Genomic DNA, 22,935 nt, shown 5'->3' with positions numbered 1-22,935 from the left:
AGGCTCGCCGAGTCTCTCTGTCACAACAAGAAGTTGGCGCTTTCCTACAGAGGCAGGTGAGGGCACCCCTAGACCAAGGTCTAGGCGCGGGTTGATAGACCAAAGGCAATATGGAAGAAGCAGGATGCTGCGTGCTCGGTTCTCTACTATTCGGCAGGGCGAGACAGTTCGCGCCAGGCGGCAAAGGTGCTGAGGAAGACCCTGCCGGTCATGTCGTCGAGGAAGTCGCTGCGCTTCAGGCGATCCATGACTGGACCCTTGACCTCGGCCAGGTGCAGGGTCACCCGAGAATCCCTGAGGCGCGCGTTGATGGCGTCGAGGCTTTCCAGCGCCGAGGCATCGATCAGGTTGACGGCGGAGCAGATCAGCACCACGTGCTCGAGCTCCGGGCGGGTGGCCACCAGGTCATACACGGTGTCTTCGAGATAGCGCGCGTTGGCGAAATAGAGGCTCTCGTCGATACGCAGCAGGGCCACATGGCTGACGGTTTCCGTGGTGTGACGCTCGACGTTGCGGAAATGCTCGGTATCCGGGATACGTCCGACCAGTGCGCTGTGGGGGCGACTGGTGCGGTAGAGAAACAGGCCGATGGAGAGCACCACGCCGCTGATGATGCCGGCCTCGACGCCTTCCACCAGGGTTAGCAGGATGGTCACGGCCATCGCCGAGAAGTCGCTGCGGGAGTAGCGCCAGGTCTGGCGAATCATGGGAATGTCGATCAGGGTGAGGATCGACACCGTGATGGTGGCGGCGAGGGTGGCGATCGGCAGGTAGGCCAGTGCCGGGGTAAGGAAGAGGGTCACGGCGCCGATGCCGAGCGCGGTGAATAGCCCGGCCAGCGGGGTCTGGGCCCCCGCGTCGTGGTTGATGACCGTACGGGTCAGGCCGCCGGTGACTGGCATCCCGGCAGAAAATCCGGCGGCCAGGTTGGCGCTGCCCAGCGCGACCAGCTCTTGGTTGGGTGAGATCCGCTCGCGGCGCCGAGCGGCCAGCATCTGTCCCATGGAGACCGACTCGACGAAGCCCACCACGCTGATCAGCAGGGCCGGTATTAGCAGGGCCTGCCACAGCCCGGCATCGAAGCCGGGCAGGGTGAGCGCAGGCAGCCCCTGGGGGATATCGCCAATCACGGCGACACCACGCTCGTTCAGCGTGAACTGCCAGGTGACGGCGGCGGTGACCAATACCGCGAAGACCGGCCCGCTGCGTGTCAGCAGGTCGGCCAGGGGGCGAGAGAGGCCCAGGCGGCGCAGGGCCGGGCGCCCTTGTTGCCGCAGCAGCAGCAGGAAGGCGAGCGTGCCGAGGCCGATGGCGAGCGTCGGCAGGTGCAGGCCTGGCAGGGCCGTGATCAGCTCCGCCAACCTTGGCAGCAGGTCACGCGCGGCGAGGTCGAGGCCCGCCAGATGCCCCACCTGGCTGGCAGCGATAAGCACGCCAGAGGCGGTAAGAAAGCCGGCAATGACCGGGTGGCTGAGGAAGTTCGCCACGAACCCCATGCGCAGCAGGCCCATCAGCAGCAGGATCACGCCCGAGAGCAGGGACAGGATCAAAGCGGCATGCAGATACTCGGCGCTTCCCGGTGCGGCAACGCCTGACAGGGCCGCCCCGGTCATCAGCGCGATGATGGCGACCGGGCCGACGGCCAGCGTGCGGCTGGTCCCCAGTAGCGCATAGGCGATCGCCGGGAGCAGGCTGGCATACAACCCCACCACGGCAGGCAGACCGGCCAGCACGGCGTAGGCCAGCGACTGGGGGATCACCATGATGGTAACGATCACCCCCGCCAGCACATCGGCAGTGGCCAGGCGTCGGTTGTAGTGGGGCAGCCATGTGAGAATCGGCAGGTAGCGTCGCAGCATCCGTGTTTTCACGTCAGGGTCGGTCAACCAGACTAAACGATATTGGTGATTGGGTTGAGTCTTGGTTAGCATCGCGTGATATAGCCGTTATCCGCCGCCGCGAGTCGAAACGGCCCGCTCACGCCCTATGCCGACAGGATACGCCATGAAGCCGGAAACCATCGCCCTTCACCACGGATACACCGCCAACGACCAGCACGCCGTGGCCGTGCCCATTCACCAGACTACGTCGTTCTCCTTCGACAGCGCCCAGCATGCGGCCGACCTGTTCGACCTCAAGGTCGAGGGCAACATCTACTCGCGCATCATGAACCCTACGTGCGCGGTGCTGGAGCAGCGTATCGCCGCGCTGGAAGGCGGGATCGCCGGCCTGGCGGTGGCCTCCGGCATGGCGGCGATTACCTATGCCATTCAGACCATCGCCGAGGCCGGCGACAATATCGTCTCCATCAGCGAACTCTATGGCGGTACCTACAATCTGTTCGCTCACACCCTGCCGCGCCAGGGTATCGAGGTGCGCTTCGCCGACAAGGACGACATCGACGGCATCGAGTCGCTGATCGATGCGCGCACCAAGGCGGTGTTCTGCGAAAGCGTGGGCAACCCCTCCGGCAGCGTGATCGACATGGCGCGCCTGGCGGAAGCGGCCCATCGCCACGGCGTGCCGGTCATCGTCGACAATACCGTGGCCACCCCGTTCCTATGGCGTCCGATCGAGCATGGGGCCGATATCGTCATCCATTCGGCGACCAAGTACATCGGCGGGCATGGCACCACCATCGGCGGCGTGATCGTCGATTCCGGCAAGTTTCCCTGGGCCGAGCATGCTCAGCGCTTCCCGCTGCTCAACGAGCCCGATACCTCCTACCACGGGGTGAGCTACACCCGCGACGTCGGTGAGGCCGCCTTCATCGCCCGGGCCCGGGTGGTGCCGCTGCGCAACATGGGTGCGGCGCTCTCCGCCCAGGCGGCGTGGAACCTGCTGCAGGGCCTGGAAACCCTGTCGCTGCGCATCGAGCGTATCTGTGACAACGCGCAGCGGGTCGCCGAGTACCTCGAGCGTCACCCCTCGGTCACCTGGGTCCAGTTCGCCGGCCTGCCCAGCCACAAGGACCACGCCCTGGCACAGCGCTACATGAACGGGAGTGCCTCGGGCATCCTCAGCTTCGGCATCCAGGGCGGCCGCGAGGCTGGCGCGCGTTTCTACGATGCACTGGGCCTGGTCCTGCGCCTGGTCAACATCGGCGATGCCAAGAGCTGTGCCTCCATTCCTGCATCGACGACCCACCGTCAGCTCAACGACGAGGAGCTCCGCGCAGCCGGGGTGACGCCCGACATGGTGCGCCTCTCCATTGGTATCGAACATATCGACGACATCCTGGCTGACCTGGACCAGGCGCTGGCCGCCAGCCAGGCGTGAGTCAGCTTGGCAGCCCGGGGGCGACGGCGAGTGCCGCCGCCCCCGGGCGGGCCCCAGGTTGTCGGCCAAAGCCGGCCCAGCTTGAGTCGAGCTTTGGTCTGTGAGTCGAAAGTGGGGGTGCGTTCATTACCCACATGGCGCTACTCTCATCCCACTCCAATAACAAAGAGACAAGACGCCATGCGAATTCTGATGTACTTGCTGGCTATGGGGTCGCTGGCCGGGGGGCTGTTGCTTTCTTTCTCCATTGACGCCGGTTGGATGGCGCTGCTGCCTGTCCTCCTGGGGGCGCTTGGCGGAGGCATCCTGGCGCAGGCAGGCCTGGTTGGGGTTTATCGGGCGGGCGCGCAAGCCCTTGAGCAAGGCAGCGTCTCGGCGTGGCTGCCGGTCACCCGCGACTACCTGTCGCTGCGCCGCATGGCCAACGGTCTTATCCACCAGGCGAGTACTACCGCCATTGCCTCGGCGGAAGTATCGCATCATGCCGATTGCATGGATCAGCGCCTGACGCGTCAGGAGCGCACGGTCAGCGAGGCGTCCTCGAGCATGGCGGCGATCACCTCAGCCATCGAGCAAGTGGCCGTGAGTGCGGCCAATGTGGCTAGCCTGGCCAGCCGGTCGCGCGACGCCAGCCATGTCAGTCGTGAATCGCTGGAGCTGGTGATCACCGAGATGCGTGCATTGGCAGAGCGTTCGGAGGAGGCGCTGGAGCTGTTGAGCGTACTCGGTCAGAAGGCCGAGAGCGTGCGCAACGTCACCTCGCTGATTGAAGAGATTGCCGAGCAGACCAACCTGCTGTCGCTCAACGCGTCCATCGAGGCGGCCCGAGCCGGCGAGCATGGCCGCGGTTTTGCCGTGGTTGCGGGTGAAGTGCGTCAGCTTGCCGGCCGTACGTCGGATGCCACTCGCAACGTTGAGGCGCTGGTGGCGGATATTGGCGACAGCAGCCATCGCGTGGTGGACACCATCGGTCATCTCATGCAGCGCGTGGGCATGCGTGCCAGCGAAATGGGCAAGGTAGGCGAGCAGTTGACCGAGATGACCGGGCATTTCGACCAGGTGGAAAGCGAGATTCGCTCCATTGCCGAGGCCATGGACGACACCCAGCGCCATTCGCAGCGTGTCGCCGGCACGCTCACCCTGCTCGAAAAGGAGACCGAGCAGGGCAATCGGGAAATGCATGGCCTGGCCAAGCAAGCACATGCGCTGATGGGCGGCGCTGAAGCCGTCGATGCCGGCCTTGCCCAGCAGCGCCTGGAAGGGCGCCACCAGCAGGCCTTCGAGGCGGCGCGCGGGGCAGCCACCAAGATCGGTGCTCTGCTCGAATCTGCGATCAAGCGTGGTGAGCTCGATGAGGCCAATCTCTTCAATCCTCGCTACGTGCCCATTCCCGGCACCAATCCCGTTCAATATCACGCAGGCTATGACACCTTCTGCGACGAACGCTTGCCTGAAATTCAGGAGCCCCTGCTGGAAACCCTTGGCCTGGCCTACGCCATCGCCATCGATCGGCGTGGCTACATCCCCACGCACAACATGAAGAGCAGCCGGCCGCCCACCGGCGAGTACGAGCATGACCTGAAATTCTGCCGCAACAAGCGCATCTACGAGGATACGACCGGCCAGCGTTGCGGAACCCATGAACAGACGCTGCTGCTGCAAACCTACAAACGTGACACCGGTGAGATCATGCATGACCTGTCGGTGCCTATCTACGTGTCGGGCAAGCACTGGGGCGGTTTCCGGGTGGGCTACAAGCCGGAATCGGCTGCCCCGCAGGTGGAGCCACCCATCCCGCTGAGCTTCGAAATGCGCCAGGAAAGTTCACGCACCGTCATGCCGGTGTAAGGCCTGGCTCGGGCATGCCCTGGTCCGGAGGGAACGGGGCAGGCCGAAATGCTTGCGCGTGGGGACTCTTAGAGAGGCGGCTCACTGCGACTTGTGCGGTTCGTCCGTACCGGTGGGTACCAGCACTGGGCGTGGTCGCGTGCTCCATGCTGACCACGAGTAGAGTGCCAAGCCGAGCCAGATCAGCAGAAAGGTCAGCAGCTGAGCGGTGGTCAACGGCTCATGGAAGACCCACAGGGCGATAAAGAACTGGATGCTGGGGTTGAGGTACATCAGAAAACCCAGGGTGGCCAGGCGCAGGCGCCGTGCCGCGCCGGCAAAGGCAAGCAGTGGCAGTGCGGTGATGACCCCGCTAGCGACCAAGAGTATCAAGGTGCGGGGTGCCTCCAGGAAGTGCGACTGGCCAACCAGTGAGAGCCACGCAAGAGTTAGCAGGCCCAGCGGCAGCAGCAGCAGGGTCTCGACGAACAGGCCGGACAGGCCATCGAGCGGAACCCGCTTGCGCAGTAGGCCATAGGTGCCGAAACTGAGCGCCAGTGCAAGGCTGATCCAGGGCAGCACGCCAAGCAGCGAGAGTTGAATGATGATGGCCAGCCCGGCCAGGCCTATCGCCAGTACCTGCAGGCCCGAGATACGTTCACGCAGCACCAGCATCCCCAGCGCTACATTCACTAGCGGCGTAAGAAAGTAGCCAAGGCTTGCCTGCAGTACCTGGCGGGTTTCCACCGAATAGATGTACAGCCCCCAATTGAAGGCGATCAGCAGGGCACAGGCCAAGACTGCACCCAGGCGGCTCGGCTCGCCCAGCGCCTGGCGAATGGGAGCCCAGCGTTTCAGCAGGGTAACCAGCCCCGCCAGGAACAGGCACGACCAGATGATCCGGTGAATCAGGACTTCAAAAGCCGGCACGCCGTCGAAAAGGGCGAAGAACAGCGGAAAGCAACCCCACATCACATAGGCGCCCAAGCCATATGCCACACCGCGAGTGGCGTCTTGTTCACTGGCCGGGCGCGCTGTCATGGGGGGCTCTCTCGCGTAAAACCACCAACTTAGCAGGCTATTCGATGGCTGACCATGCCGACATTGCTCGTGCAGCTATTGGCGATGTACTGACGCCACGCGCCCGCTGGGTTAGTCTGAGCCCACGAGTGATACCTGCAAGGGAACCGACATGAGCGACTTACGTGCCACCCTGGTGCAGTGCGATCTGCGCTGGGAAGATGCGCAGGCCAACTGCCAACGACTCGAGGCGCTGCTGGGCGATCTGAGCGGTGAAGACACCGATCTGATCGTGCTGCCCGAAATGTTCTCCACCGGCTTCACCATGAATTCACGCGAAATGGCCGAGCCGATGGGTGAGAGCCGTGCGGTGGCCTGGCTGCAGCAGCAGGCAGCGCAGCGCAACTGCGTGGTGACCGGCAGCGTGGCGGTGCAAGAGGGCGGCCACTACTTCAACCGCCTGGTGTGGGCCCGCCCGGATGGCAGCATCGTCTATTACGACAAGCGGCATCTGTTTCGCATGGCGGGTGAGCATGAGCGCTACTCCATGGGGCATGAGCGTGTGATCGTCACGCTCAAGGGCTTTCGTATCCTGCTGAGCGTTTGCTACGACCTGCGCTTCCCCGTTTGGCTTCGCCAGAGCCCGGCGCCAGGTGAGCACTTCGAATACGATGCCTTGCTGTGCGTGGCCAATTGGCCGGCGCCGCGGCGTCATCCCTGGCGTATCCTGCTGCAGGCGCGCGCCATCGAGAATCTGTGCCCCGTCATCGGGGTGAATCGCGTCGGTGAGGATGCCAACGGCATGCAGTACAGCGGCGATTCCATGCTGGTGGATGTCAAGGGCGAGCCGATCATTGACGAACCGCAGGGCAGCAGCTTCATTCGCACAGCCACGCTGCGTCACGCCGAGCTCGAGGAGTTTCGCCAGAAGTTTCCCGCCTGGCGCGATGCCGACCACTTTTCCCTGGCCGACGGAGTGGGGTTCTGATGCGCCTCGACCGCTTCCTGGCGGAAACGACCGACCTGACCCGCAGCCTGGCCAAAAAGGCGATGCAGCGTGGCGAGGTTCGCGTCAACGGTGAGATCGTCAAGCAGCCGGCGACACATCTCGATCCCACCGATCGGGTGCACTGGAACGATGAACTTCTGGAACTGGTCGGGCTGCGTTACGTGATGCTGCACAAGCCGGCAGGGGTGGAATGCACTTCCCGCAGGGGACTCTATCCGCGTGCCATCGATCTCATTGACCTGCCCAAGGCGGAGCGCCTACAGCCGGTTGGCCGGCTTGACGTGGATACCACCGGACTCGTCCTGCTCACGGATGACGGACAGTGGGCGCACCGGATCACCTCGCCGCGAAAACGCTGTGGCAAGGTGTATCGCGCCAGGCTGGCCGAACCCCTGGCGCACCCAGACGACGCCGTGGTGATTTTTCATGAGGGTATCCTGCTCGAAGGGGAAGAGAAGCCGACGCTGCCGGCAGAGCTCGACGTGCTGTCGCCGACCGAAGTGGCACTGACACTGTACGAAGGCCGCTATCACCAGGTGAAACGCATGTTCGCCGCGCTTGGCAATGCAGTGGTTGACCTGCAGCGGGTGGCAATTGGGCCACTTGCGCTGGATGATCTTGCAGAAGGCGAGTGGCGTACGCTGACGGATGCGGAGGTTGAAGCGTTTCGTTAAGACATTTATACCGTTATCATTCTTGTCCTCACAGACATCGCCAATCTGGGTGGAATCAGGCCTGAGTCGTCAGGCCTGCGGCCGCCACCAGAGCACGCGTATAGTCTTGGGATGGCGCTTCAAGGAGCGACAGGCATTCACCTTCTTCGACCAACGCACCTTCCTTCAAAACCATGACTCGATGTGCCATCGCGCGTACCACCGCCAGGTCATGGCTGATGAACAGGTAACTCAGACCCCGTCGCGCCTGCAGCTCACGCAGCAGCTCGACCAGTTGCTTCTGTACGGTACGATCCAAGGCCGAGGTGGGCTCGTCGAGCACCACCAGCTCAGGTTCGAGAATCAGGGCGCGGGCCACGGCGATCCGCTGGCGCTGGCCACCTGAGAATTCATGCGGATAGCGGGCCGCACAGTCGCTCGGCAGGCCAACTTCCTGCAGCGTCTGCTGTACGCGGGCCACTACGTCCTGCTCACTTAGCTCGGGGCAGTGGAACCGCAGCCCCTCGCTGACGATATCCGATACCGGTAGGCGCGGAGACAGCGAGCCGTAGGGGTCCTGAAACACCACCTGAAAGCGTCGACGACGCGCACGCAGAGCATTTCCGCGCAGGCAGTCCAGCCGCTCGCCGTCGAACACGATCTCCCCACGGCTTTCGACCAGACGCAGCAGTGCCATCGCCAGCGTCGTCTTCCCCGAACCGGATTCCCCCACGATACCCAGGGTTTCTCCCGGCGCAAGCGTGAGGTCGAGCGGCTTGACGGCCTCGAACGCAGGCGGCCGCTTGGCGAAAAGCCGCTTGGGGCGCTGAAAGCTGACCGACAGCTGGCGTGCCTGCAGCAGCGGGGCGGCGTCGGCCACCGGCTGCGGTCGTCCCACCGGCTCGGCAGCCAGCAGGGTCCGGGTGTAGTCGCTGCGAGGGGCCTGGAACACCTCGGCTACAGGCCCGGTTTCCTGCTCCTTGCCTGCATACAGCACGCAGACGCGATCGGCATGGCGGCGTACCAGATTCAGGTCGTGGGTAATGAAGAGCATGCCCATGCCGTGACGGTCGCGCAGCTCCGCCAGCAAGGCGAGGATCTCCTGTTGCACAGTCACATCCAGCGCCGTGGTGGGCTCATCGGCGATCAACAGTTCTGGGTCGTTGGCGATGGCCATCGCGATCATGACGCGCTGACGCTGGCCGCCGGAGAGCTGGTGTGGCCAGGCATCGAGCAGTTCGCCGGGGCGGGGCAGCTTCACTTGTTCAAGCAGCACGCGCGTACGCTCCCTGGCTTCGCGCCCCGTCAGACCCTGATGCAGCCGCAGCGTTTCGCCGATCTGTTTGGCCACGGTGTGCAGGGGGTTGAGCGACGTCATGGGCTCCTGGAATACGAAGCCGACGCGGCCGCCGCGCAGCGCCTGCCAGTCGCGGGATTTAAGGTTGGCCAGGTTCGTCTCACCCAGCCAACGGCCACCGCTGACCTGGGCATTGTCGGGCAGTAGGTTCATGGTGCCGAGCGCCGACACCGACTTGCCCGATCCTGATTCGCCTACCAGGGCCACGGTTTCGCCGCGCCGGACGTGGAGCGAAAGCTCCTGAACGACCGGCTTGCCGTCGAAGCTGATGGTGAGCCTGTCGAGGTGCAGCAGGTCGCGAGAGGCGGAATCAGGCATTGGGCTGGGTCCTGGTCAACGGAGTGGCGGTGGGAGCGTGCTGGATATGGCGCGGATCGAAGGCGTCGCGCAGCCCCTCGCCGATGAAGACCAGCAGCGAGAGCATCAGTGAAAGGCTGACGAAAGCGGTGATGCCAAGCCAGGGCGCATGCAGGTTGTTCTTGCCTTGGGCCACCAGTTCGCCCAGCGAGGGAGAGCCGGGCGGCAGGCCGAAACCGAGGAAGTCCAGCGCGGTCAGGGTGGTGATGGCACCGGTGAACAGGAACGGAATGAAGGTGAGCGTGGCTACCATGGCGTTGGGCAGCACGTGGCGCCACATGATCAGCCGAGACGGCAAGCCCATGGCCTTGGCGGCACGCACGTATTCCAGGTTTCGCGCCCGCAGGAATTCAGCGCGCACCACATCGACAAGCCCTAACCACGAGAACAGCAGCATGATGCCGAGCAGCCACCAGAACCCGGGCTGCACCAGGCTGGCCAGGATGATCAGCAGGAACAGCACCGGCAGCCCGGACCAGATCTCCGTGAGCCGCTGCCCGATCAGGTCGGTCTTGCCGCCGAAATAGCCCTGTATCCCCCCGATGACCACGCCCATGGCCAACGAGCCAGCGGTCAGTACCAGGGCAAAGAATACCGACAGGCGAAAGCCGTAGATGACGCGGGCCAGCACATCCCTGCCTTGGTCATCGGTACCAAGCCAGTGGCGGCGATCTGGTGGCGAAGGGGAGGGCCGCATCATCTGCATGTCTAGCGTCTGGTAGGAGAACGGAATCGGCGGCCAGATGGCCCAGCCGTGCTGCGCGATCTGCGCCTGGATGAACGGATCATGGTAGTCCGTCCGCGTCGGCAGGAAACCGCCAAACTCGGTCTCGGGATAGTCGACCAGCAGCGGCGTGTACCACTGGCCGTCGTAGCGCAGCAGCAACGGCTTGTCGTTGGCGATCAGCTCGGCACCCAGGCTGACGATGAACAGCGTCAGGAAGATCCACAGCGACACGCGCGCCCGGCGGTTCTGGCGAAACACGCGAATGCGGCGCTGTGTGATCGGCGAGAGTGAGGAAAGGCCTTTCATTGGCGGTGAAAACCATGCCATCGGTTAGGACTCCCGTGTCTCGAAATCGATGCGGGGGTCCACCCACACGTAGGTGAGGTCAGACACCAGCTTGAGGATCAGCCCGATCAGGGTATAGAGGAACAGGGTGCCGAAAATGACCGGATAGTCGCGCTGCATGACGGCCTCGAAGCCCAGCAGCCCGAGTCCTTCCAGCGAGAAGATCACCTCGATCAGCAGCGAGCCGGTGAAGAAGATGGTGATCAACGCGCCGGGCAGGCCGGCGATGATGATCAGCATGGCGTTGCGAAAGACATGGCCGTAGAGCGTCCTGCGGTCGCTGGCACCCTTGGCACGAGCGGTCAGCACGTACTGCTTGTGGATCTCGTCCAGGAAGCTGTTCTTGGTCAGCATGGTCAAGGTGGCAAAGCTGCCGATGGTCATGGCCGTGACGGGCAGGGTGATGTGCCAGAAATAATCTTTGATCTTGCCCCAGGTCGACAGCTCGTCGAAATCGGGCGAGGTCAGCCCGCGCAGCGGGAAGAGATCCCAGTAGCTGCCGCCCGCGAACAGTACGATCAGCAGAATGGCGAACAGAAAGCCCGGGATGGCATAGCCGACGATGACCAACCCGGAGCTCCAGACATCGAAGCGCGAGCCGTGCCGCAGCGCCTTGCGTATGCCCAGCGGGATGGAGATCAAATAAACCAACAGCGTGGTCCATAGGCCCAGGGAGATCGACACCGGAAGCCGCTCGATCATGAGATCGACCACCGGCCGGTCGCGAAAGAAGCTGTTGCCGAAATCGAAGGTGGCGTAGTCGCGCATCATGGTCAGGAAGCGCTCATGGGCGGGCTTGTCGAATCCGAACTGCTGCTCGAGTTGTTCGATAAAGCGGGGGTCGATCCCGCGTGCGGCGCGGGATTCATCGCGTATCACCACGTCGCCGCCGCCGGCATCCAGGCGGGTGCTGGCCATGCCATCCATGCCTTCAAAGCGGGCCAGCATCTGGTCGATGGGCCCGCCGGGCGCTGCTTGCACAATGATGAAGTTGAGCAGCATGATGCCGATCAGCGTCGGTATCATGAGCAGCAGGCGTCGGAGAATATAACGGCTCACATTGGCTCCCTGATATAAACGGCAGTGGCCTCAGCGACGCCGCAGGCGTCGATTGAGCTCCGCTTCTCGCTCGATGTCCACCCACCAGGCCGACAGGTCGAGCCCGTAGGTCGGGAAGGGCTCGGGATAGCCGAACTTGTCCCATATCGCGATACGCGTCTCGCCCGAATGGTAGTGGGGGATGGTTATGAACTCCCAGCGCAGCACACGATCCAGCGCCTGCGCGGTTGTGTTCAGCTCCTCGCGGCTCGACGCGCGAATCAGCCGGTCCACTAGCTGATCCACTACCGGATGCTGGAGTCCCATGAGGTTGCGGCTCTGAGGGCTCTCGGCAAACTCGCTGGTCCAGTATTCGCGCTGCTCGTTGCCGGGATTGTTCGACTGCGGAAATTGCCCGGTAATGATCTCGAAGTCGAAGCTGCGCAGGCGATTGAGGTATTGATTGATGTCCACGATGCGCAAGCGGCCCTGGATGCCCAGGCGCGACATGTTGCGCAGCATCGGTTGGACGACTCGCTCCAGCCCGCTATCGAACAGCATCACCTCGATGGTCAGCGGGTGCCCGGTCTCGGCGTTCACCAGTGTCCCGTCGCGTACTTCGTAGCCTGCCTGCAGCAGCAGGTCATAGGCGAGCCTCAGGCGCTCGCGCAGGTCCTCGGGGTGACCGATGGGCAGCGGTTCATCGAAGACCCGCGACGGCAGTCGGTCGGCGAATGGCGCCAGCAGATCCCGCTCCGCTTCACTCGGCAGCCCCTCGGCCTGCATCACCGAGTTCTGAAAATAGCTCTCGGTGCGATAGTAGGAGTCATAGAAGAGGTTGGCGTTCAGCCAAGGAAAGTCGAACGTCAGGTTGAGCGCTTCGCGGACGCGAGGGTCCTGAAACTTCTCTTGGCGCAGGTTGAAGACGAAGGCCTGCATCCTGGACGGATGGCCATCGGGCACGGTGATTCGGCGGACCAGGCCGTCCCGGTAGGCAGGAAAGTCATAGCCGATCGCCCAAGTGGCGGCCCGCGCATCGATGCGATAGTCCATCACGCCGGCCTTGAACGCTTCCCAGGCGATGTCGCGATCCCGGTAGTAGTCGAAGACCAGGCGGTCGATGTTGTGGCGGCCGCGGTTCACCGGCAGGTCGCGAGCCCAGTAGTCCTCGACGCGCTGATAGACGATGCGCCTGCCGGGTTCCACCTCGGCGATGCGATAGGGGCCGGAACCCGGGTGACGCGCCAGCGTCGGTGCGGTGAAATCGCGCGACTCCCAGTAATGCTTCGGCAAGATTGGCAGTTGGCCGACGATCAGCGGCAGCTCGCGGGAGTCATTGTTGGAGAATTCGAAGCGCACCCGGTGGCGATCGAGCGCCTCGACGCGCTCTACGTCGGCGTAATAGGCCCGGTAGAAGGGGTTGGCCTGCTCGATCAGCAGGTAAAAGCTGAAGACCACGTCTTCGGCGGTCACCGCCTCGCCATCGTGGAAGCGGGCCTCGGGGCGAAGGTCGAACTCGATCCAGTAGCGCTCGGGGTCGAGCCGCATTCCTGAAGCGAGCAGGCCGTAGACGCTGAAAGGCTCGTCGAGATTCTCGACCAGCAGGGTGTCGTAGATTTCGCCCACACCGATGGCAGGGGTGCCGCGAATGATGAAGGGGTTGGTCGAGTCGAAGCTGCTGCCCACCGCGGCCTGGGTCATGGTGCCGCCCTTGGGTGCCTCGGGGTTCACATACGGGAAGTGGGGGAAGTCGGCGGCGAGCGCCGGTTCGTCGTACAACGACAGGCCGTGAACGGTAATGGCCTCTGTGGCCTCGTCCGCCAGAGCGAGTGGCGCCCAGGCGATAAGTGAAAGGCTGAGGAAAAGGCTATGAATGACAAACCGCATCAATGACTTCCTTGATGGCCACCGCCCATGCAGGCAATGGCCATAAGGTGTCAGGCCCACTGTGCATTGTAAACCTTTACCTCAGTCCCGCTCAGCGTGCGGCCAGGCTGCGGCGCGGAATCTCCAGCGCCTGGCCGATCTGGATGACATCGCCATTTAGGCCATTGTGCTGTCGCAGCTCCACCAGGCTCACGCCGTGGAGCGAGGCAATCGCCGACAGGCTGTCTCCCCGCTGCACGATGTAACGCTCCGTGCTGCCGGGCCCAGGCTCGACGCTCGGTGCGGTGAGGCGTGCCAGTACTGCCTCTTCATGCTCGATGGGCACCAGCACCACCTCTGCCGTTGCGGGGCTGGCCTGGCCGTTGGTCAGCCCGGGATTGAGCGCACGCAGCTCGCGGCTGTCCACGCCCGTGGCCGCCGCAAGCTGCTGCAGATTGATTACCGTTTCGACCGGCACCTTGGCGAAAGCGGGTGCATCGTCGATATCGGGCAGCACAACGCCGTGCTGTTCGGGCTCGGCGATGATAGCGGCGATCGCATACAGCTTGGGCAGGTAGTGCATGGTCTCGTTCGGTAGGCTGAGGTGCCAGTAGTCGTTCGGCGCACCCTGTGCCGCCGCACTGTGGCGCGCTCGGTTCACCGTGCCCGCTCCGGCATTGTAGGCCGCCAGCGACAGTTCGATATCGCCGTCGTACCACTGTTCGGCCTGCAGTTCGATGTAATCCAGCGCCGCCTGGGTGGAAGCGATAACATCGAGGCGGCCATCGTAGCCACCCTGGCTGCGCAGCCCCAGGGCCGTTGCCGTTCCCGGCATGAACTGCCACAGGCCCGCGGCACCGCGATGGCTCAGCGCGTGGGGGTCGAAAGCACTTTCGATGAAGGGAATAAGGGAGATTTCGCCCGGCAGGCCCCTCAGTTCCACCTGTTCATTGATCCAGAAGAGCCAGGGGCGGGCCCGCTCGACAATGCCAAGAACGTTGGCCGGGTTGGAGCGGTAGTAATCGATCCAGTGCTGCACGCGTTCATGCTGGTAGCGATCCTGCCACTGCAGATTGTCGCGCAGTCGCTCCCAGGTGTCGCCGGGTTGCGCTCTCAGTTGGAGATCGTCCCAGAAGTGGTGGGTGGGGATCGGCTGCAAGGCCCCGAACGCCGGGGCCGCCTGTACGTTTAGTCCGGGTAAGGCGGTAGCGCCGAGCGCCGCCAGCAGGCTGGCAAGGCAAATGGCCCGGCGCCGAGTCGTTCGAAACGTCATGTTTCCCTCTCCAGTTCGCAGCTGCGGTTGGCTGAAGGGCGGGTGGCAATGGTGTGGCGCATCAGAATCTATCCTTCCAGGCACGCAGGGTGGCGAAGGTGGCTTCGTCGGTATCGGTTCCGCCATGCTGTGCCGCGGCGGCCCGCACCCCGGCGTCGGCAGTGCGCAGAAACGGATTGATGCGCTTTTCACGAGCCAAATTGCTGGGCAGCGTGGGGCGGTCGAGCTCTCTGGCGAGCATCGTGTCGGCTAGCGCCGTGCGCACATCGCTGTTGTCGGGGTCGGCCGCACGCGCAAATTCAAGATTGGCGCGCGTGTATTCGTGAGCGGCGAACACCAGCGTATCGGCGGGCAGCTCGGCAAGACGCTGCAGCGAATGGAACATCTGCTGCGGCGTGCCTTCGAACAACCGGCCGCAGCCACCTGAGAAGAGGGTGTCGCCACAGAACAGTAGCGGTGGAATGCCGGCAGTGAAGAAGGCGATATGGTCCAACGTGTGGCCCGGCACCTCGAACACATCGAATTGTCGGCCGAGCACGCGGCAGCTGTCGCCTTCGCCGACGTGTTCGTCGATACCCTGGATATGCGGATTACGGGGGCCGATCACATGGGGGGCATAGCGCTCGATGAGTTCCGTTAGGCCGCCGATATGATCCGGGTGGTGATGTGTGACTAGAATAGTGGTTAGCGATAGGTTCTCTCGCTCCAACATCTGGATCACCGGGCGGGCATCGCCGGGGTCCACGACGCATACGTCGGGGCTCGAATCCTGTCGCAACAGCCAGATATAGTTGTCGCTAAAAGCGGGAATCGGTGTCACGCTGAGCATGGTCAGACTGTCCTCGTCGCGTCGTCAACCGTTTTGTGCCGGGTCGTGCGGCCGCAGCATGGCTCCGTTGCAGTGGAACGACGAAGAGAGCGGCCGAGGGGCATCGCGAAGGCGGTGGAAATCGCCAATGTCATCTATCTTGGTTGCAAAACCGCTGATCTTGGAGGCTTTGGTCGTCAATGTCAAATCCGCAAGCCATGCTGACTCTCGCGCAACTCTACCGCGAGGGACGGCGCTACTGGTCGAGTGCGGACGGCATCGCCCACTGGAAGAGTGAACGAGCCTGTCTGGGCCCGGTCTGCGAACGCCTGCACGGCGGCCACAGCCTGGAGCTCGGCATGGCCCCTTCGCTGATTGATATGTCACCGATCCGCCATAGCATGCGCTGGGCACCCAGCGTCGAACTTTCCGAACAGCCCTCCACCCTGGTCTGCGAGCCCGATGCGCTGCCGCTGCCCGACGAGAGCCTTCACCTGGTGCTCGTGCATCATTTGCTGGAAGTCGCACCGAGCCCTCACCGCCTGCTGCAGGAGGCCGCTCGGATCACCGCCGACGACGGCTGCCTGATCATCCTCGGCTGGGCACCGATGGGGTTGTCCGGCCTGTCGCGACTCTATCCCGGGCGCCGTGACCGACTGCCCTGGCGCGGCAGCTGGCGTACCCCGGCCAAGCTGCGCGACTGGCTTGCGTTTGTCGATTTCCGCATCGAACGGGTAGACTACTGCGGCTTTCACCTGCCGGGCCGCATGCCCGGCAATGCGTCGCTGGAAACCCTGGGGCGTCGACACAATGTGCCCCTTGGAGACAGCTACATCATCCGTGCAAGGCGCAGCACCAAGCTGGCTCAGATCCAGCGTCCGCGGCTGCGGTTGGGCAGCGCGCTAGGCGGGGGTGCGCTGGGACATGCCTCCTCTCGGGTGGCGCGGCGCGCCCAGGAAACCACCAGCAAAAGGACCGCAGAGGTTGAGTGACACCCCAAACGCTACGCCGCTTCCCGACGTCATCGTCTACACTGATGGCGCCTGTCGCGGCAACCCCGGGCCCGGCGGCTGGGGGGCCGTGCTGATCAGCGGCAAGCATGAAAAGACCCTCAATGGCTTCGAGCCGGCCACCACCAACAACCGCATGGAACTGATGGCTGCCATCATGGCGCTGCGCGCGCTGAAGCGGCGCTGCCAGGTACAGCTGTGGACCGACTCGGAGTACCTGCGGCGCGGCATCACCGAGTGGATCCATGGCTGGCAGAAGCGCGGATGGAAGACCGCGGCACGCCAGCCGGTAAAGAATGCCGAGCTGTGGCAGGCCCTACTGGAAGAAACCCAGCGCCACGACATGTCCTGGCACTGGGTGAAGGGCCACAGTGGCCACCCTGGCAACGAGCGTGCCGACGCGCTGGCCAACGCCGCTATCGATGCCCACGGACCGGCCAGGCGTACCGTACGCAACCCTACGTAAACGAAAGAGCAGCGTCATGCGTCAGATCGTACTGGATACCGAAACGACCGGTATCGATCCCCGCGAGGGACATCGCCTTATCGAGATTGGCGCCATCGAAATGATCAACCGGCGCTTTACGGGCAGGACGTACCATCAGTACATCAACCCAGAGCGTGAAGTTGAAGCCGAGGCCATCCAGGTGCACGGCATTACCAACGAATTTCTGGCCGACAAGCCGGTGTTTGCCGCCATTGCCGATGAGTTCTGGGAATTCGTGCGCGGTGCGGAGCTCGTGATTCACAATGCCGCCTTCGATGTCGGCTTCATTGATCACGAGTTCTCGCGGCTGCAGGCGCAGCGCGGTGAACCTCGGCTCGGCCCTGTCGCTGCACACTGCGAGGTACTGGATACCCTGCAGTTGGCCCGCGACCGCCATCCGGGCCAGCGCAACAACCTCGATGCGCTGTGCAAACGCTACGAGATCGACAACGGTCGTCGGGTGCTGCACGGCGCCCTGCTTGACGCTGAAATCCTGGCGGAAGTGTATCTGGCCATGACGGGCGGCCAGACCGCACTGACGCTGGACGCGGACGAAGGGGCAGGGGGCGAGGCCATGGCCAAAGGCCACGCCATTCGACGCCTGTCGCTGCCGGCGGGCGCACTACGAGTGGTTCGGCCGGCTACGGTTGAGCTAACTGCTCATGAGGCCAAGCTGGCCCAGATCCGCAAGGTCGCCGGGGTGTGCCACTGGGATGCATTGAACGCTGAGGCCAGCACAACGGAAGTGGCGCCTGATGCTGCGCCGTGAGCTGCCCCTGGAGCGTGCTGGCAGGGTGATACGCATTGCGGAAGGCCGCATAGCGCCCGGCCCGGAGGGCCTGCTACTGCAGCCTGCTCAACCCTGGAGCGCGGCCATGCAGCCGCTGTGTTACTGGCATGATGAACCTGTTGCCCTGGCACTCGATAATTGTGCTGAAACGCACTGGCCCAGCGGGCGCGAATGGCTGGCTCGGTTGCCGGAGTCGTACTTTCCGCTGATTTCCACGGCGTTGCAGGTTGCCGCCTGGCTGAACGACCATCGTTTCTGTGGCCGCTGTGGCACTGCCGCCGCTCCGCTGGATGCCGAGTTCGCCATGCATTGCCAGCAGTGCGGACACCGCAACTACCCGCGCATCTCACCCTGCATCATCACCCTGGTGACCCATGGAGATGCCATGCTGCTGGCCCACAGCCCACGCTTTCCGCCGGGGCGCTTTTCCACCCTGGCAGGCTTTATCGAGCCGGGGGAATCGGCCGAGGAGGCCGTGCACCGAGAGGTGTTCGAGGAGGTGGGCGTGACGGTAGGCCGAGTGCGCTATTTTCGCAGCCAGGCGTGGCCGTTCCCCCATGCGCTGATGCTGGGTTTCTTTGCCGAGGCGGCCAGCCGGCGCATTCGCATCGATGGGGTGGAAATCGACGATGCGGCCTGGTTCATGCCGAGCCGGCTGCCTCAGCTGCCGCCACCCTATTCCATCTCGCGCGCGCTGATCGAGACGCACCTTGCCGAAGTAAGCGGTCAGCCGCGCCCAAGCGCAGCCACGACATGAGATAGCGCGAAAGGAGGGATAAAGCAAAGCGGGCCGCCCAGAGGTGGCCCGCTTTGTTTTGTCTGGCTTTGCTTTTCCCGGCTTTGTTTTAAAGCTGCCCGGCTTGGCGTCGTGTATCAGCGCTTGGGGAACAGGCTGGTCAGCTTGGTAGCCAGCATCACGTTGCCGGTCGCCTTGAGCTTGCCGGTCATGAAGGCCGTCATGCCGTTAACCTCGCCATTCATGATGCCTTTCAGCGTCTCGGAACTCATCGAAAGAGATACGGAGGGGTCATCGTGCTCGCCTTCCTCGATGTTCAGGCTGCCATCCTTCACCACCAGGTAATGGCTGCCGTTGTCGCTGAAGTGAAATTGGAACACGTCATCCATGCCTTTGGCAGCCTGGGGATCGAAGCGGGACTGCAGCTTTTCAAAGATCGAGTTCGACATGTGAGGCATTCCTCCGTCAGGGGTTTGGGCATAAGGCTAGAGGGTTAGGAGGGTATTTCAAACAATCGTTTCAATCAAGCCCATTGTGCTGACCGACGCCTCGCGTCAGGATGATGAAAAGCTGAGAAAGTGGAGTCGTGCCAGTGAATGAATGGTTGATGGATATCGGTCGGTTTGCCGCCCAGTTGACAATCCTGACGTTAGTGCTGGGCATAGTCATCGCGGTGCTTGCGCGCGCCAGAAGCGAGGCGGGAAGCGACAGGCTGCGCCTGCGCATTGAAGAGCTGAACCAGCGTTACGAACATCGCCGCCGCCGGCTGGCTTTGGCGGCTGCCGAGCCCAGCTTGCGCAAGCGCCTGCTGAAGGGCTTTCGGCGCGACGACAAGCAGCGTTTCAAGGCCTCGAAAGAGCAGGCGAAGCCGAGGGCGACCGTGTGGGTGCTTGATTTTCGCGGTGACATCAAGGCCAGCGGGGTGCAGCGCCTCGCCGAAGAAATCTCGGCCGTGCTGGCAGCGGCGAGCGATGGTGACGAGGTGGTGCTGCGCCTGGAGTCGCCAGGCGGGCTGGTACACGCCTATGGCCTGGCCGCCGCCCAGGTGGAACGGCTCAAGGAGGCCCGTCTCACCGTGACGGTATGCGTGGACAAGGTCGCCGCCAGCGGCGGCTATCTCATGGCCTGTGCCGCCGACCAGTTGCGTGCTGCCCCCTTCGCCGTGATTGGCTCGATTGGCGTCGTTGCCCAGCTGCCCAACTTGCATCGCCTGCTCAAGCGCCACGATATTGACGTCGAATTGCTGACCGCTGGTGAGTACAAGCGCACCCTGACCGTGTTCGGCGAGAATACCGACGAGGGACGGGATAAGTTCCAGTCCGACCTGGAGCACACCCACCAACTTTTCAAGGCGCATGTCGCCAGGCATCGACCGGGGCTGGATATCGAAGCTGTTGCTACCGGCGAGATTTGGTACGGTCGCGATGCCTTGGAAAAGGGCATGATCGATGCGCTGGGTACCAGCGAGGCCTACTTGATGTCACGCCTGCCGCAAGCGCGTGTGCTCAGCGTCCGGCTGGAGGCGCGCAATAACCTGGGAGGGCGACTGGGCATGGCGGTGTCCAATGGCATCGAGGCAGGTCTGGAGCGCATCTTGGAGCGCCTTGACGCGGGACGCTGGGAAAAGAAGTGATGCGCCGTGCGCTAGAGCTGCTGGAGTCTGGCCAGCGTTTCCACCACCTTGCGTGCCTGTTCGCCCAGCAGCGAATAGTAGATGGTCTGCGATGCCCTTCGCGTGTTGACCAGGCCTTCGCGGCGGAGAATCGCCAGATGCTGGGAAAGCGCGGACTGGCTAAGCGCTAGGCGCTGGTTGAGCTCGGTGACCGAGAGCTCCGTGTCGTCGAGAAGGCACAGGATGCGCAATCGGTTTTCGTTGGCCAGCGCCTTCAGCAGCGCGGTGGCCTGGTCGATGGCCGGGTCGCCGGCGGCGAGAAGACGCGTCGCTGCGCTGTGCGAAGTGCTCATGGTCATCTCCTCGAACGGGCCCGGAGGGCTCCCCCAGGCGAATGACGTGTCAATGGCGTGAAGGCAGGCGCTGCTGGCCGGTGCTCCTGCTTCAGCTCGGGTGCAGCACACATGATTCATGCCATTACTGATTTAGTTATCATTGATAGGGAAGCGACGGCTGTCAAACGAAGATTCAACTTAAGTGGTGCAAGGTGCGTCTCGATAGCTGCAATATTGTCGACAATTTAGGTTGGATAAAGGGAGGAGAGCGCCAGATTAGCCGATGGTATGAAGGTAATTCCTCAGGATTTCTCTAGAGTGTCAACAATTCCTGTAACGCCACGATGCTGGATAGACGCTCATGACAACCTATAACGCCACCTTTCGTCAGTCGATTGATCAGCCTGAAGCCTTCTGGCAGGAGCAGTCGGGTCGCATACCCTGGTTCACCCCGCCCAGCAAGATCCTTGATTACGATGACCAAGGCCATGCCCGCTGGTTTGTCGACGGCGAACTCAATCTGTGTCATGCCGCCCTGGACCACCATGTGGATAATGGTCGCGCCGATCAGCCGGCCATTTACTGGGACTCCCCCGTCAGCGGCAAGAAGCGCACCCTGACCTATCGCGAAATGCGCGACGAGGTGGCCCTGTTCGCCGGTGCATTGCAGTCGCTCGGGGTCGAGAAGGGCGACCGTGTGGTCATCTACATGCCGATGGTGCCGGAAGCGCTGGTGGCAATGTATGCCTGTGCCCGCCTGGGTGCGATCCATTCGGTGGTATTCGGGGGCTTCGCCCCGCATGAGTTGGCGGTGCGTATCGACGATGCACAGCCCAAGGTGGTGGTGGCGGCATCGTGCGGTATCGAGGTTGATCGCGTCATCTCCTACAAGCCCATCATCGATGCTGCCATCGAGCAGAGCGAGCACAAGCCCCAGGCCTGCGTCGTGCTGCAGCGGGAACAGCTCCAGGCGGCGCTGGGCGAAAAAGACCACGACTGGGCGGCGCTCACGGCCCAGGCCACGCCGGCAGCGTGCGTGCCGGTAAAGGCAACCGACCCGCTGTACGTACTCTATACCTCGGGCACCACGGGCAAGCCCAAGGGCGTGGTGCGCGACACCGGCGGCTATGCCGTGGCGCTGCACTACTCCATGGAAGCGATCTACGACGTGGCGCCGGGCGACGTGTTCTTTTCGGCGTCCGACGTGGGCTGGGTGGTGGGGCACTCCTACATCGTCTACGCCCCGCTGCTGCGCGGTTGCACCACGGTCGTCTACGAAGGCAAGCCGGTCAAGACACCCGACGCGGGGGCGTTCTGGCGACTGATCAGCGAATACCGGGTCAAGAGCTTCTTCACCGCCCCGACCGCCTTCCGGGCGATCAAGAAGGAGGACCCGGACGGCAAGCTGCTGGAGCAGTACGACATCTCCTGCCTGAAGGCGCTGTTCCTGGCCGGCGAGCGCCTTGATCCGCCGACCTTCCACTGGCTCGATGACCTGCTCGACGTGCCGGTGATCGACCATTGGTGGCAGACCGAGACCGGCTGGCCGATCGCCGCCAACCTGCATGGCCTCGACCCGATGCCGACCAAGGCCGGGAGTGCCACGGTGCCGGTGCCCGGTTTCGACGTGCAGATCCTCGATCGCGAAGGCGAGCAAGCCAAGGCGATGGAGCAGGGTAGCGTGGTCATCAAGCAGCCGCTGCCGCCCGGATGCCTGGTCGGTGTATGGGGAGACCCACGGCGCTTCCACAGTGCCTACATGGCGGCCTACCCGGGCTATTACCTGACCGGTGACGGCGGCTATTTCGACCAGGATGGCTACCTCTTCATCATGGGCCGCACCGATGACGTGATCAACATCGCCGGCCATCGCCTCTCGACCGGCGAGATGGAAGAGGTCGTTGGTGCCCACAAGGCCGTCGCGGAGTGCGCGGTGATCGGCATCCATGACGCGCTCAAGGGCCAGCTTCCGGTCGGGCTGGTCATCCCCAAGGATGGCTTCGACGGCGATGAAGTGGCGCTGGAAAACGAGCTGATCGCACTGGTCCGCGACAAGATCGGCCCGATCGCCTGCTTCAAGCAGGTGCTGGTGGTGAACCGGCTGCCCAAGACCCGCTCGGGCAAGATCCTACGCAAGCTGCTGCGCAATATCGCCGATGGCCAGGAATTCGGCGTACCGTCGACCATTGATGACCCGGCGAGCCTGCAGGATGTTCACGAAGCCATGAAGGCGCGCGAAATCGGAGCCGCGCACCAAGCCCGCCAGGTCTGAGCCTGCCGGGATTGCAACGCCGCCCCCCGGGGCGGCGTTTCACGTCAGGGTGGATTGGCCACGCTCCACGGCAGTGCGTATAATCCGCGCCTCGTGAAACCGAGGGTTCCCTTACCCCTCATCCGCAAAAAAAG

At 63.4% G+C, this 22,935-nt stretch carries 20 protein-coding genes; 10 read left to right on the top strand and 10 right to left on the bottom strand.

Going from position 1 to position 22,935, the window contains the following annotated elements:
• Positions 1-146: 146 nt before the first annotated feature.
• Positions 147-1,859 carry a SulP family inorganic anion transporter gene (locus ACT7B3_RS09360; RefSeq protein ID WP_445157734.1) on the bottom strand — a complete coding sequence of 571 codons (1,713 nt, stop codon included), beginning with the start codon at positions 1,857-1,859 and terminating at the stop codon, positions 147-149.
• A 145-nt stretch (positions 1,860-2,004) separates the two neighbouring features.
• Between ACT7B3_RS09360 and ACT7B3_RS09355 the strand changes: the two genes are divergently transcribed.
• Complete coding sequence (locus ACT7B3_RS09355; protein ID WP_445157733.1) at positions 2,005-3,279, top strand: O-acetylhomoserine aminocarboxypropyltransferase/cysteine synthase family protein; 1,275 nt, start codon at positions 2,005-2,007, stop codon at positions 3,277-3,279.
• A gap of 180 nt (positions 3,280-3,459) precedes the next feature.
• On the top strand, positions 3,460-5,127 hold the full coding sequence (locus tag ACT7B3_RS09350) for a methyl-accepting chemotaxis protein (protein ID WP_445157732.1): 1,668 nt from the start codon (positions 3,460-3,462) through the stop codon (positions 5,125-5,127).
• A gap of 81 nt (positions 5,128-5,208) precedes the next feature.
• Here the strand turns inward: ACT7B3_RS09350 and rarD are convergent, their stop codons facing one another.
• On the bottom strand, positions 5,209-6,147 hold the full coding sequence (gene rarD / locus ACT7B3_RS09345; protein WP_445157731.1) for an EamA family transporter RarD: 939 nt from the start codon (positions 6,145-6,147) through the stop codon (positions 5,209-5,211).
• 151 nt (positions 6,148-6,298) lie between these two features.
• On the opposite strand from rarD, the gene ACT7B3_RS09340 reads away from it, so the two are divergent.
• Both ACT7B3_RS09340 and ACT7B3_RS09335 read left to right on the top strand, forming a co-directional pair.
• Entirely contained in the window at positions 6,299-7,114 is an 816-nt protein-coding gene (locus ACT7B3_RS09340; RefSeq protein ID WP_444677677.1) for an amidohydrolase, read from the top strand.
• Positions 7,114-7,809: a pseudouridine synthase gene (locus ACT7B3_RS09335; protein ID WP_445157730.1), complete on the top strand. Its 696-nt coding sequence runs from the start codon at positions 7,114-7,116 to the stop codon at positions 7,807-7,809. The genes ACT7B3_RS09340 and ACT7B3_RS09335 overlap by 1 nt, the downstream gene beginning before the upstream one ends.
• A gap of 55 nt (positions 7,810-7,864) precedes the next feature.
• Here ACT7B3_RS09335 and ACT7B3_RS09330 read toward each other — a convergent pair whose 3' ends face one another.
• From ACT7B3_RS09330 to gloB, 6 genes are all read right to left on the bottom strand, one after another.
• Positions 7,865-9,463 (bottom strand): ABC transporter ATP-binding protein, encoded by a 1,599-nt coding sequence (locus tag ACT7B3_RS09330; protein WP_445157729.1) that lies wholly within the window; start codon positions 9,461-9,463, stop codon positions 7,865-7,867.
• Complete coding sequence (locus tag ACT7B3_RS09325; protein WP_445158865.1) at positions 9,456-10,535, bottom strand: ABC transporter permease; 1,080 nt, start codon at positions 10,533-10,535, stop codon at positions 9,456-9,458. The genes ACT7B3_RS09330 and ACT7B3_RS09325 overlap by 8 nt, the downstream gene beginning before the upstream one ends.
• Before the next feature lie 24 nt (positions 10,536-10,559).
• Entirely contained in the window at positions 10,560-11,633 is a 1,074-nt protein-coding gene (locus ACT7B3_RS09320; RefSeq protein ID WP_445157728.1) for a microcin C ABC transporter permease YejB, read from the bottom strand.
• Between the two features lie 30 nt (positions 11,634-11,663).
• On the bottom strand, positions 11,664-13,499 hold the full coding sequence (locus ACT7B3_RS09315; protein WP_445157727.1) for an extracellular solute-binding protein: 1,836 nt from the start codon (positions 13,497-13,499) through the stop codon (positions 11,664-11,666).
• 91 nt (positions 13,500-13,590) lie between these two features.
• On the bottom strand, positions 13,591-14,751 hold the full coding sequence (locus ACT7B3_RS09310; RefSeq protein ID WP_444677679.1) for a transglycosylase SLT domain-containing protein: 1,161 nt from the start codon (positions 14,749-14,751) through the stop codon (positions 13,591-13,593).
• A gap of 61 nt (positions 14,752-14,812) precedes the next feature.
• A complete protein-coding gene (gene gloB, locus ACT7B3_RS09305) occupies positions 14,813-15,580 on the bottom strand; it encodes a hydroxyacylglutathione hydrolase (RefSeq protein ID WP_444677680.1) in 768 nt (255 codons plus the stop codon).
• A 179-nt stretch (positions 15,581-15,759) separates the two neighbouring features.
• Here gloB and ACT7B3_RS09300 point away from each other — a divergent pair, with 179 nt between their 5' ends.
• Genes ACT7B3_RS09300 through nudC form a run of 4 tightly spaced genes read left to right on the top strand, consistent with a single transcriptional unit; the run spans position 15,760 to position 18,603 of the window.
• The gene (locus tag ACT7B3_RS09300; RefSeq protein ID WP_445157726.1) at positions 15,760-16,551 is read left to right on the top strand and encodes a methyltransferase domain-containing protein; all 792 of its coding nucleotides are present in this window, start codon (positions 15,760-15,762) and stop codon (positions 16,549-16,551) included.
• Positions 16,544-17,035, top strand: coding sequence for a ribonuclease HI (rnhA, locus tag ACT7B3_RS09295; RefSeq protein WP_445157725.1), 492 nt, complete (start codon positions 16,544-16,546; stop codon positions 17,033-17,035). The genes ACT7B3_RS09300 and rnhA overlap by 8 nt, the downstream gene beginning before the upstream one ends.
• A gap of 16 nt (positions 17,036-17,051) precedes the next feature.
• Positions 17,052-17,825 carry a DNA polymerase III subunit epsilon gene (gene dnaQ / locus ACT7B3_RS09290; protein ID WP_445157724.1) on the top strand — a complete coding sequence of 258 codons (774 nt, stop codon included), beginning with the start codon at positions 17,052-17,054 and terminating at the stop codon, positions 17,823-17,825.
• Entirely contained in the window at positions 17,812-18,603 is a 792-nt protein-coding gene (gene nudC / locus ACT7B3_RS09285; protein ID WP_445157723.1) for an NAD(+) diphosphatase, read from the top strand. Before dnaQ ends, nudC begins: the two co-directional genes overlap by 14 nt.
• A gap of 116 nt (positions 18,604-18,719) precedes the next feature.
• Here the strand turns inward: nudC and ACT7B3_RS09280 are convergent, their stop codons facing one another.
• Positions 18,720-19,031 carry an SCP2 sterol-binding domain-containing protein gene (locus ACT7B3_RS09280; RefSeq protein ID WP_444677683.1) on the bottom strand — a complete coding sequence of 104 codons (312 nt, stop codon included), beginning with the start codon at positions 19,029-19,031 and terminating at the stop codon, positions 18,720-18,722.
• Positions 19,032-19,174: 143 nt separating this feature from the next.
• Between ACT7B3_RS09280 and sohB the strand changes: the two genes are divergently transcribed.
• Complete coding sequence (gene sohB, locus ACT7B3_RS09275; protein ID WP_445157722.1) at positions 19,175-20,215, top strand: protease SohB; 1,041 nt, start codon at positions 19,175-19,177, stop codon at positions 20,213-20,215.
• An 11-nt stretch (positions 20,216-20,226) separates the two neighbouring features.
• Here sohB and ACT7B3_RS09270 read toward each other — a convergent pair whose 3' ends face one another.
• Positions 20,227-20,547 (bottom strand): ArsR/SmtB family transcription factor, encoded by a 321-nt coding sequence (locus tag ACT7B3_RS09270; protein ID WP_444677687.1) that lies wholly within the window; start codon positions 20,545-20,547, stop codon positions 20,227-20,229.
• Between the two features lie 343 nt (positions 20,548-20,890).
• Between ACT7B3_RS09270 and ACT7B3_RS09265 the strand changes: the two genes are divergently transcribed.
• Positions 20,891-22,801 (top strand): propionyl-CoA synthetase, encoded by a 1,911-nt coding sequence (locus ACT7B3_RS09265; RefSeq protein WP_445157721.1) that lies wholly within the window; start codon positions 20,891-20,893, stop codon positions 22,799-22,801.
• Positions 22,802-22,935 lie beyond the last annotated feature (134 nt).

Source organism: Halomonas sp. E14 (genome assembly GCF_052568415.1).
This window is presented reverse-complemented; position numbering and strand designations above follow the sequence as displayed.

Coding starts and splice junctions, on each gene's coding strand:
- ACT7B3_RS09300 (WP_445157726.1), top strand. CDS start 15,760: ATGTCAAATCCGCAAGCCATGCTGACTCTCGCGCAACTCTACCGCGAG.
- ACT7B3_RS09330 (WP_445157729.1), bottom strand. CDS start 9,463: ATGCCTGATTCCGCCTCTCGCGACCTGCTGCACCTCGACAGGCTCACC.
- ACT7B3_RS09335 (WP_445157730.1), top strand. CDS start 7,114: ATGCGCCTCGACCGCTTCCTGGCGGAAACGACCGACCTGACCCGCAGC.
- gloB (WP_444677680.1), bottom strand. CDS start 15,580: ATGCTCAGCGTGACACCGATTCCCGCTTTTAGCGACAACTATATCTGG.
- ACT7B3_RS09265 (WP_445157721.1), top strand. CDS start 20,891: ATGACAACCTATAACGCCACCTTTCGTCAGTCGATTGATCAGCCTGAA.
- ACT7B3_RS09310 (WP_444677679.1), bottom strand. CDS start 14,751: ATGACGTTTCGAACGACTCGGCGCCGGGCCATTTGCCTTGCCAGCCTG.
- nudC (WP_445157723.1), top strand. CDS start 17,812: ATGCTGCGCCGTGAGCTGCCCCTGGAGCGTGCTGGCAGGGTGATACGC.
- ACT7B3_RS09360 (WP_445157734.1), bottom strand. CDS start 1,859: ATGCTGCGACGCTACCTGCCGATTCTCACATGGCTGCCCCACTACAAC.
- ACT7B3_RS09280 (WP_444677683.1), bottom strand. CDS start 19,031: ATGTCGAACTCGATCTTTGAAAAGCTGCAGTCCCGCTTCGATCCCCAG.
- dnaQ (WP_445157724.1), top strand. CDS start 17,052: ATGCGTCAGATCGTACTGGATACCGAAACGACCGGTATCGATCCCCGC.
- ACT7B3_RS09315 (WP_445157727.1), bottom strand. CDS start 13,499: ATGCGGTTTGTCATTCATAGCCTTTTCCTCAGCCTTTCACTTATCGCC.
- ACT7B3_RS09340 (WP_444677677.1), top strand. CDS start 6,299: ATGAGCGACTTACGTGCCACCCTGGTGCAGTGCGATCTGCGCTGGGAA.
- rarD (WP_445157731.1), bottom strand. CDS start 6,147: ATGACAGCGCGCCCGGCCAGTGAACAAGACGCCACTCGCGGTGTGGCA.
- ACT7B3_RS09350 (WP_445157732.1), top strand. CDS start 3,460: ATGCGAATTCTGATGTACTTGCTGGCTATGGGGTCGCTGGCCGGGGGG.
- ACT7B3_RS09355 (WP_445157733.1), top strand. CDS start 2,005: ATGAAGCCGGAAACCATCGCCCTTCACCACGGATACACCGCCAACGAC.
- ACT7B3_RS09270 (WP_444677687.1), bottom strand. CDS start 20,547: ATGAGCACTTCGCACAGCGCAGCGACGCGTCTTCTCGCCGCCGGCGAC.
- ACT7B3_RS09325 (WP_445158865.1), bottom strand. CDS start 10,535: ATGAAAGGCCTTTCCTCACTCTCGCCGATCACACAGCGCCGCATTCGC.